Consider the following 16,641-nt stretch of genomic DNA (forward strand, 5'->3'; position numbering starts at 1 on the left):
ATACAGCAGCCCGGCCACCAGGCGCGCCGGCAAGGCTGGTCGGCCGCGGCCCGAAGTGAACGACACCGCGAACGTGCGCTCGATCTCGGACCAGTCGATCAACGCGGTCAGTCGGACCAGCGGGTGCTTCATGTTGATCTGCTCGTCCAGTCGTGGGCGGAACAGTTCGACCGTGTGTGGCTGCGAAGGCTTCGGGCCCATCGGACTCCTCGGAGGAATTTGCAAGAAAACAGGTACTGGCAAAACCATACCTTGCAAATCCCGCGCCCATCAACCCGACGAACCGCGAATCAGATCAACGGCTTCCGAGTTGTTCAGGGCGGACTACCTATGATGGGGAGGGAGGCGGACTTTTTTTGCTGGGATGCTTTCTGCCATTTGGCTATGCGCCGGCCAAAGAGGTCATAGGCATAAAGCCAAGACGCCAAGACGCCAAGACGCCAAGACGCCAAGACGCCAAGACGCCAAGACGCTTCTTGTGGCTTACACACATCTCCACAATCAAAAAGATATCTCTACTAGATTTTTGTAGAATCCGGCGGGAAGAAAATCACTCCACAAATAGTATATTTTATTATACTCTTGATATTTCCATGAAAAATTCTTCTAGATTATCATATCTATAGTAATCCGACTGAGCGCAATGCCAGATCGCAGGTTCTTTACTGCACTCGCTCCAGTCAATATATATCTCTTCTGGCTCATAAAGATTGAATGACAAAATAGAACAGAAAGAATCCCCTACACTTCCCGGAGGCACATGATCCCAATTTTCTTTTCTCAGACTTATCCATTCCACCAACTTCGCATTGTATGGAAAACTATTTATCTCATCCAAAGAGAGCATATTTTGAGAAAGATAAAAATCATCCCATCTGTCGCAAAAAATAAATCGATCCCTCAGCATTGGACTTAGATCATATTTGGTAACTCCATCAATAGCATATATTTTATTTTCGCTAATAACTTTAGCTGCAGATGGGAGGCCAATAATTTCTCCTATATTTTTCATTTCCCTCTGGTAATTCGACATCAGAGAATGAATATTGGTCATTTAGTACGTCCTGAACAATCATGTTTTCAGCCGCAGGCAGATAACGCCCGAGCTGCGCGGCCAGGCGCGGGGCCACCCGGTTGTAGTTCTGGCGCAGCCGCAGTCCGTGGTCTTGTGCTGCCTTGACCAGGTGCTGGCGGCTCTTGTCCAGCAATCGGCTGTTGGTGGTATCCACGACCACCTGCTGCGTGCTGGCCTTCTGGGCCAGTACGGGTTCTCCGCCCAGGTGTTCACCACGGTTTCGTCGGAGGCATCGAAAGTGTGCTGCAGGTACAGCAGCCCTGCGATCAGGCGCGGCGGCAAGGCGGGCCGGCCACACACAGAAGTGAACGAGACCGCGAACGAGCGTTCGACCTCGGGCCAGTCGATCAACGCCGCCAGCTTGACCAGCGGGTAAGGCATGCTCATCTGCTCGTCCAGCCGTGGACGGAACAACTCGGCCGTTTGCGGCTGTGAAGGCTTTGGCCCCATGGGAATCCTTGGTGGAATTTGCAAGAAAACAGGCGTTGGCAGAACCATACCTTGCAAATCCTGCGTTTAACAACCCGAAGAACTGCGAACCAGATCAACGGCTTGCAGGTTGTTCAGGGCGGATTAAATAGAATCTTATAAATCCAAGTTTTATTCTCATAAAAATTTATTGATACGAAATAAATACTATTTTCAAAGATTATTATTTAATGTAAAATCCAGAAGATTTTATCCTATTTGCCAATTATTAAATTAATGACAGCATTAAGATGAAAGGAACCTGTAATACCCAGTTGGCAGCACCTTCACGATCTTTCCTGTAGATTCCAAATAAATCAAGGCTGATTTAATCGCATCGTCTGCATCTTGGTTCTTGAAATTAAATTTAATCGATTCGAAATAGAAAGATAATCTATTGACGTTAAAAAAATCTCCATTTGACAGAAAATAATCATTTATATCAACAATCGTACTTTCATGAGAGAATTCATAACCGCATCCATGTTTTTTAAATTTCCATTTATTCATTTCTTCATCAAAAACAAATCCACTGCGAGGAAGAAATTCTATATTTGACAACTTCACAAGATCACTGTGAGTTCTCATGAAAGAAGTATGTAGAATCTCCTGTTTTTCTACATATCTTTTTATGCCAAAAGCAATATTTTTGATGAGGGAATAATCCACCATAGTCAATACCTTGTTCTATTTGAACGAGCAGCGGCAGGACCTTGGTGTTCCAGGCTTGTCGTCATTGCGCGCTTCGTGGGCCTGCTGCACGAAGAGGGTTGTACAAGGATTTGCCGCATGCATTCTGGTGTTGTCCCAGAGGCTTTGCGGTATACCGTCCAGCAATTTCTGCGTGCCCAGGCCCCTTGGCCTCTATTTCGTTGGGTTTTAAGCCAGCGTGCTGAGCAGGACGCAATCTTGCTTCACTGCTACTAACAATGGTAACTCCTTCCTTTGTTGGAGTATGCAATTGTGGCTCGACTTTGTGTCGCTTCGGGTACTTTCTGATGAATCTCTATTGCTCTTTTTTCGGCATCTGTTTTTTCTCCGCAATCGCATTTACACCATCCTAATGGATCAATCCATCCAGCAGGATTAGGCATATATTGATAAACATTATATCCACCAGCCAACCCAATCGGATCCTGACTAACAAACCTCCCCACATCCTTATCGTAGTACCTGGACCGGTTGTAATGCAGCCCCGTCTCAACGTCAAAGTATTGCCCCTGGAATCTCAGGTGCTGCTCAGGCCGGTTGTGCTTGTCTTGCTCCACCCAGTGCTGGGTCAAGGTATTACCCATGCGTATCGTCTGCAGCACGACGGGATGGTCGATGCTGGCATAGCCAGCTCTTGGCCACCGCGACGCCAATCGCAGCCCCCACTACTGCACCTATTGGTCCACCAACAGATGCCCAATTTCTAGACAAAGCTTGTCCAGAGTATGTTGCATAAATATAAAGCAGGCCTGCTCTTCAGATTTGAGATCAGTAATTTAAATACGGACTATTTCTTGAAATGAATGACGATATAAACACTTGTTATAACAAAAATACAAGTCGATGCCATCAGAGAGATTTTGTTATCAACAAAAGGAACTTTGAAATTAATAACACCTTTAAAAATTGACAGAAGAACAATAGATGCCATTGCATATATTTTATTCTTTACATATTTGATCTTTGCAGCCAAATATATTGAAAATATAAAAGCCAACATATCTATTGAGACCAAATATAGGGCAGATATATCACCTGAGGCCCAGCAGGCAGAGGGCCACATAAATGTTGTGCATATTATGAAATTGCAATTTCGCATTTTATTTACAGGGGCAAGTGAATCCATTTATATCACCGGATTTTAATGCTTCCCACGCTTTCTTTGTGCTCTCAAATAGTGGACTATCTTTATTGGGGACCAACGATTCTTTCCCTGTATGAGCAAGAATATCCATAGTACTCTCTTGTCCAATCCAAAATTGAAATCCCGAGTGAGAGGGTGAAGTCGAATCTTGTATGGCGTGCAATGCCGCACCGAAATGGAATGGTGCTGCCTCGGCAGCCGGATCGCCTAGTGTATGCCCTGCGTTTTGTACTCCTGCAGTACATTTCCCCAAGGGTCCAGCTTTGCTGCTCAGGCCACCTAGCTGTCTGGTCCATCAGCGCCATTGACGTGCCCAGGTGGTCGCAGTCGTAGTGGTGGATGGCGATGTGGGCGTGCTGCTCTCTTTACTTTTTTACAGTTGAGCCTGCATGCAACTGATCATGGTTTGCATGAAGGTCAGGGCCAACGTGTGACTGGGGTCGCCCCGGTCGGGCTGGCCTGCGGTAATGGCTCGTACCAGCAGATAGGGTTCGCTGGCCGTGGTGCTCATGCGTGAAGCTGCTCGGTTTGTGTAGACCGTGTGTTCTATGTGGAGGGTGTCCCTGCCGTGCTGCATGCGTTCGGCGTGGGGTTAGGCAGTTGCCATCCCTTTCTTAGTAATGGATATGTTTAGTACTATATGCGTGATACGCATGCTGCCGCCAGTCACTTAGGTGCCGAGCTTAGGCGAGAAATTCATCATGCGCCCTAGGGAAATCGTCCTTGGTGTTTTTCATACTGCTGTGGATAAGTATTTTAATTTTTAAAAATCTTTTCGCACAATAATTTTGTGACCAGAATTATTTCAATATTATCTTCTTTGCTTTCAATGATTATCGAATTTTTTCTATTGAAATTCTTAAAAAATGATCTCTCATTTAAACCAATCTTCTCTCCATCCATTTTTTCTTTTTTTATATAATCCACAAATGGTTTAATGCTTGTTGTTTTATATTTTTTCTTTATCTCATTAAATATTTCACCAGGAGTTTTCCTTTGATTTAGATATTGATATTCAAAATACAACTCCCCCAATGATATGCATCCATCGGATCTACTCAACAACATCCATTCTTTTTCACCTTCAGCCATGGAATTTTGAGCAAAAGTTAGAATATATAGACTTATAGTTAGCGCCAATTTTTTCATGTTTATTTTCCATTAATTTCAGAAAATAAAATTCTCCAACCGAAACAATAGTAGTCAAATCTCATTCCATTTTGAAATCAATAATTTTATCTACAGCAGATTCTACCTAGCTTTGCCCAGGATCGTTTTCCATTGATGTTGGGAATGGGCAATGTCTATGAAATTCGCGCTTAATACGGCCCATCTCCCTGTCATGGTGCTGCCCCGGCAGCCGGATTGCCTGATGGATGCCTTGCGGGGCTGTATTCCTGCAGCACATTGCCCCAGGGGTCCAGCTTTGCAGCCCAGGCTATCTGCCCCGTCTGGTGCCAGCGCCAGCGGAGTGTTCAGGTGGTCGCAGTCATGGCGCGTGTTGGGGCCCGAGCAGTCTGCCGGATGGTGCTCATCCATCTTCTGTACTATCACCTACAGGCCTTGCTGCAGAGACTAATCGCATCCTGAAAAAGCTCTGGGGTTAGCTTTTACTTGTTGATATTTCTCAATGAAATCTTTTGGCGCTACGGTCTCTGCGTAATCTTTACATAATTCATAGCTTTATTGACAACTATAATTTTTGAAGAAGTAATTATCTTCATGAACTTGCGAAAACTATTTTCGTGGATTTCTTATTTTTCTGAAGATTATTAAAATATATAAAAATGACAGTATCAAAATAGGAATTGCAATCAATGCCATAAAATATAAATCATTTGGCGTAGAAAGATAGACTGATTTTTTTGGGTTTTTAGGGTCATACCTAATTTCTATTGAGTTGGATTCTTCAGATGCTTTCTTGAGCTCCATTATTTTTTTATTTGTCATTTGAACAACTGTTTGCTCATCGGGATCTATACGATTTCCTTTGTATCTTATACCATTGACTTCATAGCTGTACTCCACTCTTACAAATTTGTATTTATTTGCTCTATCTTCTATTGATAATTTTTCCAATCTTGCGTTTTTATTTTCCCAGGGGATGATTTGAAAATATCCAAATGCTGTGGAATATATCTCTTTCGTCAAATTGATTGACAATAGAACTGCAACAAAAAAAACCGACCAACCACCAAGTGTCTTGGGCCATAAGTATGGTTCCAGCTCATCAATTATTGATTTATGGTTATTCACATTTCGTCTCGCAAGTTAGACATGGAAGTTCAGTAGTACCACTAACAGCACTTCCCAGGGTCGCCTGCCCCAAGGTGCCGATTGATCCGTTTTATTGACCTAGGCCTGTTGTTCCTGCAGTTACTTACGCATCTCCTGCAGCATTTTTATGGTTTGCTCCTCGTGGGTACCCAACATGACCAAGCGATCTGCGCGCGTTTTGGCCCCATCTTGTTATAACCCATGGGGCTGAACAATCTACGCATATCGAGACTCACTGTGACTGGTGATCTTTATTTTCAACGATCTCTTTACTTATTAGAAAATCACCGTATGGCCATGCGGTTATGGTGGTCGTTCTAATAAAATTGTTATTTCCGTCAAATCTTGAGTATTTTGATAATTTGAAATAATAAGTTTCCTTTCCCAATGTATTTGAAACACTTATTGATACAGGGAAAGCAGTTGATTTAATGTTAGATTCTTTTATCCTAAGTTCGACATTTTGACGAATTAGGTAGCGATGGCTTTGCCATCCCATTATATCTTTGACGCTCAAATCATAGTCTGGATTTCCCAGCTCATTAAAAATATGAGACAAATCAGATCCCTCTATATCCGATAAATCAATTTTCATTGGTGCCATCAAGAAAGTTAGCAAAGCTATTATTTGAAAACCAAGCGTTGCCGCTATTATGCAAATTACTGCTTTCATCATCTTTTTCAATCTTTGCATCTTCTATATATTGGATTGCCTTTAGGCGATGCCCCATTCCATGCCAACCAGTTGAATGTGATCCGTCTTCCGAGCCCGCGCCAATGGTTGTACTACTCCCGGTCACGACTGCCACATGCCCAGTAGCGTCCCCATATGGATATGCTACTGCGACAATATCACCAGGCTTTGGAGAAGTAACAATTTCAAATCCGGGAATTGTTTTTTGTGGATTTCCCCAATCTCCAGCAGTTGCTGGTTCTATTGGTATACTCCCGAATCTGTAGCACGAGGGAGATTCGACAGCTGCATTTTATAGCACTTCATGAACAAAGAGATTACATTTCTTTCTGACCCAAAGCCATAACTCGAGGCGTATGAATATTTTTCTTGATTGTTTAATTTGTCCGCTGATTTCAAAATTCTCTCTGCACACGTTTTTACAGGAGCCAAGCCCAAAGTATCCATGAAAATCATGGGATTTATCGCATATATACTTTTGTTAACCGCTCCAGCCAACCCAATAGGATCCTGATTGATAGAACTCCCCACTACCGGATCGTAATACCGATGCCGGTTGTAATACAGCCTCGTCTCCCTGTCATGGTGCTGCCCCGGCAGCCGGATCGCCTGGTGGATGCCCTGCGGGTTGTACTCCTGCGGCACATTGCCCCAGGGGTCCAGCTTGGCTGGCCCTGGCCAGTCCGTCAGGGCTATTGGTGTGCCCGAGTGGTCGCAATGGCAGTGATAGTGGTGGATAGCGCTCTTATCGCCCTGCTGAAATGTTATAGATCGACGTGCACACCCACCTTAGCATAGATGCAATATCAAAAGTCTCGCTTAACTGCATGAGTGCATTAGCCAAGAAAAATCTACGCTACTTGGCACTAGTCTTTATCCCACGGAATATTAAATCATGGCAATATTTTATTTACCAAAACACCCATATTTACCCATAGAATTATTTATCACCATTTCTTCCCCAGAAGAAATTATTCCATTATTTTTTATAAAGAAATAAGTAAAAACGCCGTCATCCATTGATTCTTTATATATCACATCATCTTTTATATCATTTGAATATTTCTTCAAATCCTCAAGAACAAATAATTTTGGCGTATATGGTGGGAATATGCAAACAACGTCGTAATCTCTATTTATATAATAACTAAAATCATCTTTTTTTAAGAAGAAATACCAACTCAATATTATTGAAACAATAATAATTACTGTTAATTTGATTTTCATGGAATTTTCCAATCTTGGCTTGTGGTGAGCGCGCCAGAATCTCTATCTATAAACCATAGACCGCCATCATCAAGACTATCTTGGCAATTATTTTCACAGTCATTTTTTGTTTTTGAAGATAGCGAGCAATTTCTGCCTTTTTGATTGTTGTGCAAATCCATTATTTCCTCCTTTTTTACTTGACCTGCTTTTGCTCCATACTCCTCATGAGTATCGCCAACAGATTTCGCCTGGTCTACCCCCATCCTTAAGCTCATAATGCAAGACCAATAACAATGACGGAATGCATCGCCCTTTCCATTGTGCAACTCATTCCTTGGAAATTTTCTCTGAGCTGTAGACAGGGCATCTTTATTATCAGATTTTGTACTAAGATCATCCCATGGACCGATATTCCATATATGACTCAGCTCTTCCATCAAACCTAGTGGATCCATGCCTTTGTTTGGATTTTTGACATAAATATTCTTATTGGCCCCACCTGCCAACCCAATCGGATCCTGATTGATATAGCTCCTCACCACAGGATCGTAATACCGATGCCGGTTGTAATACAGCCCCGTCTCCCTGTCATGGTGCTGCCCCGGCAGCCGGATTGCCTGATGGATGCCTTGCGGGTTGTATTCCTGCAGCACATTGCCTCAGGGCCCAGCTTTGCGGCCCAGGCCATCTGGCCTGTCTGGTCCGTCAGGGCCATGGGTGTGCCTAGATGGTCACAGTGGTAGCGGTGAATGGCGATGCGCGACTACTACGCTTTGGCCTGCTCCTGCTGTTGGGCCTGCATGCATACCGAACATGCGTGCGGCGCCCTCGGCCTGTTCGCTCAGCATGGCCTGGGCGCCGGGCGGCAGGCCGTGCTCAAGGGTGTGGCGCAGGTGCCAGGTAGTCTCTTGCTGCATGTCGCACGGCATGGCGCTGAGCATCGTTTTCATGAGGACTAGGGCTGGCGTGTGGCTGGGGTCGTCCTGGAGGAAGTGCATCGACGGTGCAGCACCACATTTTCTTGTATCGGCGTGAGGACGAACTGCAGGTCATGAGCAATGTGAGAAAACTCTACAGAGATATTGCGCTTCTTTCATTTTTTGGCGGGTTTACCGGCAACATTGACATAAATCACCTTTTTGCAGAATCAAACCACTTTCTTGCCTCATTTGAATCTTGAGGAGTACCGCGTCCCAGCCCATACATCAAACCTAGCTGAAATTGTGCATCTCTATTTCCCTGCGCCGCAGCGAGATGAAACCATCTCATTGATTCTTTGTAATCTCTCTTAACCTTTTCGCCTTCTTTATAAATTAATCCCATCATTAACTGAGATTTTTGATTTCCGTTCTCGGCAGATAATGTATACCACTTCAATGCCTCTTTAAAATTTCGAGGGGCACCTTTCCCGTCATCATTCAAAACACCCACGATATACTGAGCATTCGCATCGCCGTTACTCGCGGCCAAAAAAAACCATTTAAAAGCTTCTTTATAGTCTCGATAACTGCCTTCATCATTTAAATAAATTTCACCAAGGCATAGTTGAGAATGGGCATCCCCGTCAGAGGCCGCTCTTTTCAGCTCCACTATTGATATTGCATATTTTTGACATAAGGCTTCTTTCTTCTGCGCAAACGACGGCAAAACAAACAAAAAAGAAAAAAGTGAAGAAACTACTAGTAACAATATTCTTCTTTGAAACGGCATAAATCTCCATGAAATAAATTCATTTCCAATGAAATTGTCTTACTTTAATAAGATACTATCACCAATGGAATTTAATTGGTATCTTAGGATTTGAGACAGGTCCAGTTGCTGTGGTTTCAGGTATATTTTCTATAGCGTCTTTTGTGACTTTCCCGACATCCTTAACGTCTTCCTTCATTAGAGCATCAATCTCTTTCTCCATAGCAGACAAATCCTCACACCCCTTTGGAACATCAGGGACAGCAGGTATGCATTTCGATATCTTATCTTGAAGCTCTCTGCGTCGACGCCCTTTATTCCCGATCTCTTTCACTAGATCCGCCGTTTCTTTTGCATCATTTATTTGATCACCCTTTTCCTTTACTTCCCACATTTTCTTTGCATCTTCAAAAATATTTCCAAACCCTAACAAGCCAAATGAATCAATACCCGCATTTGGATGAAATGGATATTTAACCAAATTTACCCCACCCATCAACCCGACCGGATCCTGATTGATATAACTCCCCACCACCGGATCGTAATACCGATGCCGGTTGTAATACAGCCCCATCTCCCTGTCATGGTGCTGCCCCGGCAGCCGGATCGCCTGGTATTACTCTTTTATATCAATATAATTATCATTACTCAAAGAATGAATGCATTAATCAATAAGATTATATGAATCCCTTGATTTATTAATCAGAATAGTAAAAAATTACCCCAATAGTTGGTCAGCGCTCTCTGCGCTTGCGCCTTCTCCATGTATCCATCTGGAAGCAAATTAGCTGTATTTATCAAAAATATTGCAACAAGCTTGGATTGCTCGTGACTCAATTTGTTGAATCCAGAATAATCCTGCCGTCGTCTGCCTGCGTTGTAAGTAGCCTTGGATTCATTCAGCCCCAGCTCCAACTTATCCATAAAATAAATATAATATTCCAATGCAAAATGTTTAAGATCGTAGAAATATAACAAAAATGACGGAAGGTAATAAATAAAACCGTCGTCATTCAACATTAAAAACTGCACATATTCTTCATATAAATAATCAAGATCAACCTCGGTCCATTTTTTTCCTCGAAATAGTCTAATACCCTTCTCATAGTCAATAGCATCGTCCCCGTAGAATGTATTATCAATAAACAATCCGCAATTCGGCAGATCATCAGAAAATTCTTTCTTTAATGCAATGTTGTATCTTTCCCGTAAAGAAGGCTCAAGTTTACTATCACGTAATCTTTCTGAAATTATATTATTCAAATTCATATTTATTCCGCCTGTCCTGTGCATTTCCCTATCCTGCCCCTATAGCGACTGTATTCAATCCTGTGGGATCAATTTTTAATGTTGGAGAAGACTCTAAGTACAAAATTTTATTTACACCACCTGCCAATCCAATCGGATCCTGATTGATATGGCTCCCCAGCACCGGATCGTAATACCGATGCCGGTTGTAATACAGCCCCGTCTCCCTGTCATGGTGCTGCCCCGGCAGCCGGATCGCATGGTGCATGCCTTGCGGGTTGTATTCCTGCAGCACGTTGCCCCAGGGGTCCAGCTTCGCGGCCCAGGCCACCTGGCCGGTCTGGTCCGTCAGGGCCATGGGTGCGCCCAGGTGGTCGCAGTGGTAGTGGTGGATGGCGATGCGGGCGTGCTGTTCTTTTTCCTGTTTCTGCAGTTGGGCCTGCATGCCGCTGAGCAGGCGGGCCGTGCCCTCGGCCTGTTCACCCAGGATCGCCTGGGCACTGGGCGGCAGGCCGTGCTCCAGGGTGAGGCGCAGGTGGCGGGCGGCGTCTTGCTGCATGTCCCTCGGCATGGCACTGAGCATGGTTTGCATGAGGGCCAGGGCCGGCGTGTGGTTGGGGTCGTTCTGGTCGGGCAGGCCTGCGGTGATGGCTTGCACCAGCAGGTGAGGCGCGCTTTGCGGGTCGCCGTTGGCCGTGGTGCTCAGGCGTACCAGGGGCGTGAAGCTGCCCGGTTCGTAGATGGTGTGTTCTATGTGGCGCGTGTCATCGCCGCCCTGCAGGCGTTCGGTGTGGATGAGGCGGTCGCCGTCCCAGCCGTAGTAGTGGGTGCGGGTGGATTCTGTGGAGTCCGCGCTTTCCACTTGCTGCTTGAGCCTGCGGCCCAGGGCGTCATAGGTGTAGCGGCTGTGGTGGCGCAACTGCTCCGCGTTGCCCTGGATCCGGCTGCTGCGCAACGCTATGAGCTGGTGAGCTCCGTCGTAGTGCAGTTGCTGCTGGCTGTGGTCTGCATGCATCTGTGCAATGCGGTTGCCGCAGGGGTCGTCGCGCCAGACGCAGTCTTCAGTGAAGCCGATGCGGTTGTCTTCCCAGCGCTGCACGGGGCCTTGCCGCTGGCCTGCAAGGTGGGCCAGGCCCATGAGGTTGAAGTCGGTGTGCCGCCAGTGGGCGTGGACCTGGGCAGCCCAGTTGTCCTGGGTGTTCGTCTGGCCCGGTGCGCCAGGTGCACCGGGTGCTGGCAGGCGGTTGCCTGCGGGGTCGATCTGCCAGCGAGTGGTGGTCTGGGGGTCCTGGCTGTCGGTGGCCGCTCTCAGGCGCCCGGCGCTGTCGTAGCCGTAGCCGTAGCGCAGCAGTTGCGCGGCCTGGCCCGGGGCGCCGGCCTGTTCGATGGCGACGAGCTGGCCCAGGCTGTCGTAGTGGTAGCGGCGGCCGAGGATCTGACCGATGAGGGGCTGGACGAGGTGATCCCTGCCTTCCGTGCTTTGCAGGCCTGTGGTGCCCAGGGCCGCGAGGCGGCCCATGCTGTCCCATTGGCGTTGCACCTGCAGGGGGTGGTGTACGTCTGCTGCGGGGGTGGGTGGGTGCAGGCTGCGGCGGACTTCGCGGTGCAGGTTGTCGCGTTCGAAGTCGATGAGGTCGGCGCCGTTGAGCTGCAGTCCGTGCACATGGCCTGAGCCGTAGTTGAGCCAAGCAATTTTCCCCAGGCCTTGCAGCTGGCTGTGCTGGCGTGCGCCCAGGGGGTCCAGGGTGTGGGCGATGCGGTGTTCGTATTCGATCTGGTCTGCGCCGCCGTCCTTGCCTGGGCGGTACAGCTGCGGCACTTCTGCCGTGATGCGGCCCAGGGCATCGCGTTCCAGTGCTATGCGGCTTTGCAGTTGGGCGATGAGGCCGTTGTCGTTGTCTGTGGTGCTGTGCTGCCAGACGCTGGCCGCCGTGAGGCGCCCGGCCGCATCCCATTCGTAGCGGTGGGTTTGTCCGGGCGCATGGGGTGTGGCAGGCAGCTGGCGTTCGGCGAGGCGCCCGCCTTCGTCCCAGCGGTAGTGGCTTCTGCTTTGCTGCGCGGCGTTGCCGTCTGTGATATGTTGCCTCTTTATTTACACCAATCTTGCATTATGAGATATAAAACCCACTACATTAAATAATCAAAAATTACATCCATTGCGAATTCTATTGATAATCAATTTCTGTTAGACAGGTGTAGGACTGTGATTTGTATGGGGTTTTCATGGTCATCCTTGCATGTGTAGGTTTACTTGAGAAAATATTATTTCTTCCTTCAATGCTCCTAGAATAAAGAATTATTTTATCTCTGTCTAAAATCATATGAATTTGAATATTTTCCAGACTCCTTGATATTTTCTGTCTGCTTTTTTTATCCGGGCTATTTATATAAATCATTCCACTATTTTTTATTTCCTCCAACAAAGACGATAGCGAATTTTCTTGCTGCCCCTTTGATTCATACTCATTTCTATGACCGACACCAAATGCATATTTTACAGGAAGAAAATTACCATTATTTATTGACCCGGGTTCAACTACCCAAGAATAGTTTATTTCATTGCCCCCATCATTAATAATCCATATTTTTTGATCTTTATCCATAATTTGAAAACTGGCCGCAAATTTCTTTGAATCTACACCAACCAAACATTCTGGCTCTCGACTTTCAATATCTTTGGCGTACGATGAAGAAAAATTCAAACAAATAGAAAATAAAAAAAACAAATATTTCATCGTTGTGTTCCTTTTGGTCTAGTCATGATCTTTTGCATAATTTCCAATATATCGTCCGTATCTGCTGCAGGAGCGGTGCCAGGTCCGGTGGGGTTGCTCTTCAGCCGAGATTTATTGCATTTCTCGCCAACTGGCAAAGTCATTGATTTAGGACTAGAAAGAATACTATCGTTGCTTCTTGTGATAGTTTTTCCAGGTTTTTCATCAAAAGGACGACATGTCCTTCCTTCATTATCCGACTCCCACTCCAGGCATTCAGTTGTGTAATCGAATGGACTAAACTTCTTCCATACTTTGTCATTAGGATTTATTTGATCGTATACCTTATCTAATGGATAAGGCCCTTTTTCTGGAATTGGAACAGGGTTAATTGGCTTGTCCTTTCCAAAATTCTTCGGGATTTTTCCAGAGAGACCTGTTGGATCAATACCAAGCAATGGATTTGAGGGATAGGTGAAGAAATTTACCCCACCCATCAATCCAATCGGATCCTGATTGATATAACTCCCCACTACCGGATCGTAATACCGATGCCGGTTGTAATACAGCCCCGTTTCCCTGTCATGGTGCTGCCCCGGCAGCCGGATCGCCTGGTGGATGCCTTGCGTGGTTGTACTCCTGCAGCACATTGCCCGAGGGGTCCAGCTTGGCGGCCCAGGCCACCTGACCGGTCTGGTTCGTCAGAGTGTACGGTCCCAGGAAGTCATGGTGCATTCTTGAGCCTGGAACAGGAGAAAGCACTATGGCAATCCGCCTGCATGGCAGCGTCCGCACAACGCCGCGTATCCGGGCAGAGCTCCAGCTAGCGACCGGCTCCCATCGGTCCTTGGCCCAGCTCTACGGCATCAACCCCAAGGCCGTGGCCCAGTGGCGCGCGCGCACCTCGGTGCTCGATGAGCCCATGGGTCCTCGGGACAGAGCAAGCCAGCATCTTTCCCAAGAGCAAGAACACCTGGCGATTGCGTTACGCAAGCGAGGGCATCTGTCGCTGGACGATCTCATGGGACAACTCCTGGAGACAGCACCCAAGCACATCGACAGCGCCGAAATGAAGATCTCCAGCGGCAAACAGCACATGTTCGTCGCCATAGACCGCGTCACAAAATTCACGCATGTCGAGAAAAAGGCATACCAAGCCGTACAACGCCTGGACGAACGGCATGGTCGAGCGCATGAACCGGACCATCAAGGAGTCCACGATCAAGGCGTATGGGTAGGAGGGCCTGGAGCAGCTACGGGAGCATGTCCAGACATTCGTTCAAGGCTACAACTTCGGCAAGCACTCGAATGCGCTCAGGAGGAAGACGCCATTCCGAGCGATTTGCGAGGCATGGGAGAAAGATCCAGGCCGCTTTAGACTTCATCAGCACCATCTCACTGCGGGACTGAACACTTTTTTTAACGTCTTTGTGCTGCAGGCCAAGGGGTCCAATTGGTAACGGCTGCGCAGGGGGCCCTGGCTGCGCTCAATCTACCGATGCAGGGCGTGGCGTTCAATATCGCAGATGACTTCACCGGCGACGTGGTGCACGCCAAAGATATTTGTGTTCGCTACAAATTACGCAAAAACAGCATTTATTTATAATTTCTACAGAAGAGCAAAAAATTTTCCGCGCATTTAATATCAACATCTCGCAATGAAGCAAATGATATTTCAAGCATATCACTAGCCAAGTATTCTTCATAGTTGCTGTAGTCCAGCATGCCTTCCTTGGTAGCCAAGCCTGTCAATAATAGTTTTATTAAACGCGCACAATTTGCTTCAGAATTTTCCTTTAAATTTATAAGCCTAACCTTCTCAATTCGCATCTCATCAAGCGTCATTTCTCCTTTTATATTCTTCTCGACAATCCACAAATTAGATGAAAATAATTTGACACATTCGTCATTAATACAGAATTTAAAGCCATCATTTTTTGACAAAAGCTTGAGATATTCGCAATACATCTCCAATATATACTGAAAGTCTTTACTTTCAATTTTCAAGAAATCTTCAATCTCCTCAATTATTTCTTTTATACGAGGTTTATTCATAGATCATCCGGATTATGAGCATATTGATATAAATTCAACCCACCAACCAACCCAATCGGATCCTGACTAGCAAACCTCCCCACATCCGGGTCGTAGTACCTGAACCGGTTGTAATGCAGCCCCGTCTCAACGTCAAAGTATTGGCCCTGGAATCTCAGGCGCTGCTCAGGTCGGCTGTCCTGGTCCTGTTCCACCCAGTGCTAGGTCAAGGTATTGCCCATGCGCACCGTCTGCAGCACGGCGGGGTAGTCAATGCTGGCCGTGGCGCCCCAGGCCTTGTAGCTGGCGGCCCAGACGATATGGCCATCTGCGTTGGTCAGTTCCCGCGGTGTGCCCAGGTGGTCCGTATGCACGTGCAAGGTCTGGCTTTGCAGCGCCTTGAGGGGTGATTCCTGCGGCACCACGCCCTTCAGACGCGATTGCAGTTTGCGCTGCAGCGGCAGGACCTTGGTGCTCCAGCACCTTGTCGTCATTGCGCGCTTCGTGCAAGGCCTGCTGCACAAAGGGGTTGCCCAGGGCCTTGTCGCGCGCCTCCTGATCTTTGCTCTAGAGGCTTTGCATCTGGGCCAGTGTCACGAAGCTCCAGATTTATAGAGATCTAAAAATATAATTTCTATCACTCAATTGATCTAATTCAAGCCTCCCAAGTCTCTCCTTAAGAGATTTTATATATTCAATTTCCTCATCCCCTTTTTTTCTCACATCCTCTTCTTGATAAGAGTTTAGGCTCACATTTTTTGAGCTTTTAAAAATATGCTCTTGCTCAACAAACTCAACTTCCTGAACTCTGTAGTCAATCACTCCATCTCCAGTGAATCCATCCGCATCAAGGAGCTGAAAAATCAGTTCATCTAGAGAATATGCAAGAAAATTGACCAACATTTCCTCCTTAGAAGCACCCTGTTCATCAACAATTATTTGATTTATATATTTCTTACCATCTTTCAGAAATTTTTTTGTAATCTTCTTCGAGAGTACGCCCCACAAATCATCGATTAACTTTAATATGTTTTCATCTGAAAATCCTTTACAATCATTTTTCATTCTATCAATGATCAAAAGAGACAACACATACTCGACACCATGCTGAATTATTTTTTCATTCATTTATTTAACTTTTTTCTCGGAAAAACTGGATTAACACCACTGGAATCGATGCATCCTTGCCAATCTTTACAAATTGGCCTACTCGCCGCAACTTCTAAAACTCTCTATCCATTTGGTTTTACCCATTGATCGATGATATTACGTTCCGCATGCCCCTCTGGAGCTTTCGTTTTCGCGACATTGACAGGAATAACTCCAGATCCATGAGCAGCTGCAGCCTAATCTCAGGAAAATTGTCCTTGAATTTTTG

At 46.2% G+C, this 16,641-nt stretch carries 17 protein-coding genes and 8 pseudogenes; 1 reads left to right on the forward strand and 24 read right to left on the reverse strand.

The window, feature by feature from the left end; all coding sequences use genetic code 11:
- From A9976_RS28600 to A9976_RS28690, 20 genes and pseudogenes are all read right to left on the reverse strand, one after another.
- A pseudogene (locus A9976_RS28600) lies at nt 1-201 on the reverse strand (IS5/IS1182 family transposase); the annotation flags it as partial.
- Between the two features lie 373 nt (nt 202-574).
- Complete coding sequence (locus tag A9976_RS28605; protein WP_183021888.1) at nt 575-1,054, reverse strand: hypothetical protein; 480 nt, start codon at nt 1,052-1,054, stop codon at nt 575-577.
- A gap of 25 nt (nt 1,055-1,079) precedes the next feature.
- A pseudogene (locus tag A9976_RS28610) lies at nt 1,080-1,525 on the reverse strand (transposase); the annotation flags it as partial.
- Nucleotides 1,526-1,789: 264 nt separating this feature from the next.
- Nucleotides 1,790-2,215, reverse strand: a complete 426-nt coding sequence (locus A9976_RS28615) for a DUF6896 domain-containing protein (RefSeq protein WP_183021775.1) — start codon at nt 2,213-2,215, stop codon at nt 1,790-1,792.
- Nucleotides 2,216-2,589: 374 nt separating this feature from the next.
- A pseudogene (locus A9976_RS31990) lies at nt 2,590-2,781 on the reverse strand (RHS repeat-associated core domain-containing protein); the annotation flags it as partial.
- A gap of 990 nt (nt 2,782-3,771) precedes the next feature.
- Nucleotides 3,772-3,909, reverse strand: coding sequence for a hypothetical protein (locus A9976_RS31805; RefSeq protein ID WP_183021777.1), 138 nt, complete (start codon nt 3,907-3,909; stop codon nt 3,772-3,774).
- A gap of 245 nt (nt 3,910-4,154) precedes the next feature.
- Nucleotides 4,155-4,547, reverse strand: coding sequence for a hypothetical protein (locus A9976_RS28630; protein WP_183021778.1), 393 nt, complete (start codon nt 4,545-4,547; stop codon nt 4,155-4,157).
- A 178-nt stretch (nt 4,548-4,725) separates the two neighbouring features.
- A pseudogene (locus tag A9976_RS31995) lies at nt 4,726-4,892 on the reverse strand (RHS domain-containing protein); the annotation flags it as partial.
- A gap of 243 nt (nt 4,893-5,135) precedes the next feature.
- Complete coding sequence (locus A9976_RS28635) at nt 5,136-5,654, reverse strand: DUF3592 domain-containing protein (RefSeq protein WP_183021779.1); 519 nt, start codon at nt 5,652-5,654, stop codon at nt 5,136-5,138.
- Between the two features lie 253 nt (nt 5,655-5,907).
- Nucleotides 5,908-6,369 (reverse strand): hypothetical protein, encoded by a 462-nt coding sequence (locus A9976_RS28640; RefSeq protein WP_183021780.1) that lies wholly within the window; start codon nt 6,367-6,369, stop codon nt 5,908-5,910.
- Nucleotides 6,357-7,128 (reverse strand): annotated as a pseudogene (locus tag A9976_RS32000) (RHS repeat-associated core domain-containing protein); the annotation flags it as partial. The gene A9976_RS28640 and the pseudogene A9976_RS32000, both read right to left, overlap by 13 nt.
- A gap of 147 nt (nt 7,129-7,275) precedes the next feature.
- Nucleotides 7,276-7,596: a hypothetical protein gene (locus tag A9976_RS28650; protein WP_183021781.1), complete on the reverse strand. Its 321-nt coding sequence runs from the start codon at nt 7,594-7,596 to the stop codon at nt 7,276-7,278.
- A complete protein-coding gene (locus tag A9976_RS32005; protein WP_409049562.1) occupies nt 7,593-8,231 on the reverse strand; it encodes a DUF6973 domain-containing protein in 639 nt (212 codons plus the stop codon). The genes A9976_RS28650 and A9976_RS32005 overlap by 4 nt, the downstream gene beginning before the upstream one ends.
- Before the next feature lie 78 nt (nt 8,232-8,309).
- Nucleotides 8,310-8,528, reverse strand: coding sequence for a hypothetical protein (locus A9976_RS32010; RefSeq protein ID WP_183021782.1), 219 nt, complete (start codon nt 8,526-8,528; stop codon nt 8,310-8,312).
- Nucleotides 8,529-8,709: 181 nt separating this feature from the next.
- On the reverse strand, nt 8,710-9,288 hold the full coding sequence (locus tag A9976_RS28665; protein ID WP_183021783.1) for a tetratricopeptide repeat protein: 579 nt from the start codon (nt 9,286-9,288) through the stop codon (nt 8,710-8,712).
- Nucleotides 9,289-9,346: 58 nt separating this feature from the next.
- Complete coding sequence (locus A9976_RS28670) at nt 9,347-9,874, reverse strand: RHS repeat-associated core domain-containing protein (protein WP_310889434.1); 528 nt, start codon at nt 9,872-9,874, stop codon at nt 9,347-9,349.
- Between the two features lie 95 nt (nt 9,875-9,969).
- Complete coding sequence (locus A9976_RS28675; protein WP_183021785.1) at nt 9,970-10,560, reverse strand: DUF6714 family protein; 591 nt, start codon at nt 10,558-10,560, stop codon at nt 9,970-9,972.
- 4 nt (nt 10,561-10,564) lie between these two features.
- The gene (locus tag A9976_RS28680; RefSeq protein WP_310889430.1) at nt 10,565-12,334 is read right to left on the reverse strand and encodes an RHS repeat-associated core domain-containing protein; all 1,770 of its coding nucleotides are present in this window, start codon (nt 12,332-12,334) and stop codon (nt 10,565-10,567) included.
- A gap of 346 nt (nt 12,335-12,680) precedes the next feature.
- On the reverse strand, nt 12,681-13,250 hold the full coding sequence (locus tag A9976_RS28685) for a hypothetical protein (RefSeq protein ID WP_183021786.1): 570 nt from the start codon (nt 13,248-13,250) through the stop codon (nt 12,681-12,683).
- Nucleotides 13,251-13,657: 407 nt separating this feature from the next.
- Nucleotides 13,658-13,961, reverse strand: a pseudogene (locus A9976_RS28690) (RHS repeat-associated core domain-containing protein); the annotation flags it as partial.
- Between the two features lie 31 nt (nt 13,962-13,992).
- On the opposite strand from A9976_RS28690, the pseudogene A9976_RS28695 reads away from it, so the two are divergent.
- A pseudogene (locus A9976_RS28695) lies at nt 13,993-14,689 on the forward strand (integrase core domain-containing protein).
- 136 nt (nt 14,690-14,825) lie between these two features.
- Here the strand turns inward: A9976_RS28695 and A9976_RS28700 are convergent.
- The 4 genes and pseudogenes from A9976_RS28700 to A9976_RS28710 form a co-directional block, all read right to left on the reverse strand.
- Nucleotides 14,826-15,284: a hypothetical protein gene (locus tag A9976_RS28700; RefSeq protein WP_183021787.1), complete on the reverse strand. Its 459-nt coding sequence runs from the start codon at nt 15,282-15,284 to the stop codon at nt 14,826-14,828.
- An 8-nt stretch (nt 15,285-15,292) separates the two neighbouring features.
- Nucleotides 15,293-15,454, reverse strand: a pseudogene (locus tag A9976_RS31810) (RHS repeat-associated core domain-containing protein); the annotation flags it as partial.
- A 30-nt stretch (nt 15,455-15,484) separates the two neighbouring features.
- Complete coding sequence (locus A9976_RS31635; protein WP_259649349.1) at nt 15,485-15,757, reverse strand: RHS domain-containing protein; 273 nt, start codon at nt 15,755-15,757, stop codon at nt 15,485-15,487.
- Nucleotides 15,758-15,872: 115 nt separating this feature from the next.
- Nucleotides 15,873-16,391 (reverse strand): hypothetical protein, encoded by a 519-nt coding sequence (locus A9976_RS28710; protein ID WP_183021788.1) that lies wholly within the window; start codon nt 16,389-16,391, stop codon nt 15,873-15,875.
- Between the last annotated feature and the right edge of the window lie 250 nt (nt 16,392-16,641).

It is taken from the genome of Delftia sp. UME58, from assembly GCF_014170385.1.
In the GTDB taxonomy this organism is placed as follows: Bacteria; Pseudomonadota; Gammaproteobacteria; order Burkholderiales; family Burkholderiaceae_C; genus Comamonas; species Comamonas acidovorans.

What these genes read in the sequence shown, in the direction of transcription:
- A9976_RS28630 (WP_183021778.1), bottom strand. Translation starts at nt 4,547, where the DNA reads ATGAAAAAATTGGCGCTAACTATAAGTCTATATATTCTAACTTTTGCT.
- A9976_RS28615 (WP_183021775.1), bottom strand. Translation starts at nt 2,215, where the DNA reads ATGGTGGATTATTCCCTCATCAAAAATATTGCTTTTGGCATAAAAAGA.
- A9976_RS28710 (WP_183021788.1), bottom strand. Translation starts at nt 16,391, where the DNA reads ATGAATGAAAAAATAATTCAGCATGGTGTCGAGTATGTGTTGTCTCTT.
- A9976_RS28675 (WP_183021785.1), bottom strand. Translation starts at nt 10,560, where the DNA reads ATGCACAGGACAGGCGGAATAAATATGAATTTGAATAATATAATTTCA.
- A9976_RS28685 (WP_183021786.1), bottom strand. Translation starts at nt 13,250, where the DNA reads ATGAAATATTTGTTTTTTTTATTTTCTATTTGTTTGAATTTTTCTTCA.
- A9976_RS28665 (WP_183021783.1), bottom strand. Translation starts at nt 9,288, where the DNA reads ATGCCGTTTCAAAGAAGAATATTGTTACTAGTAGTTTCTTCACTTTTT.
- A9976_RS31805 (WP_183021777.1), bottom strand. Translation starts at nt 3,909, where the DNA reads ATGAGCACCACGGCCAGCGAACCCTATCTGCTGGTACGAGCCATTACC.
- A9976_RS28640 (WP_183021780.1), bottom strand. Translation starts at nt 6,369, where the DNA reads ATGCAAAGATTGAAAAAGATGATGAAAGCAGTAATTTGCATAATAGCG.
- A9976_RS28700 (WP_183021787.1), bottom strand. Translation starts at nt 15,284, where the DNA reads ATGAATAAACCTCGTATAAAAGAAATAATTGAGGAGATTGAAGATTTC.
- A9976_RS32010 (WP_183021782.1), bottom strand. Translation starts at nt 8,528, where the DNA reads ATGAAAACGATGCTCAGCGCCATGCCGTGCGACATGCAGCAAGAGACT.
- A9976_RS31635 (WP_259649349.1), bottom strand. Translation starts at nt 15,757, where the DNA reads ATGACGACAAGGTGCTGGAGCACCAAGGTCCTGCCGCTGCAGCGCAAA.
- A9976_RS28605 (WP_183021888.1), bottom strand. Translation starts at nt 1,054, where the DNA reads ATGACCAATATTCATTCTCTGATGTCGAATTACCAGAGGGAAATGAAA.
- A9976_RS28650 (WP_183021781.1), bottom strand. Translation starts at nt 7,596, where the DNA reads ATGAAAATCAAATTAACAGTAATTATTATTGTTTCAATAATATTGAGT.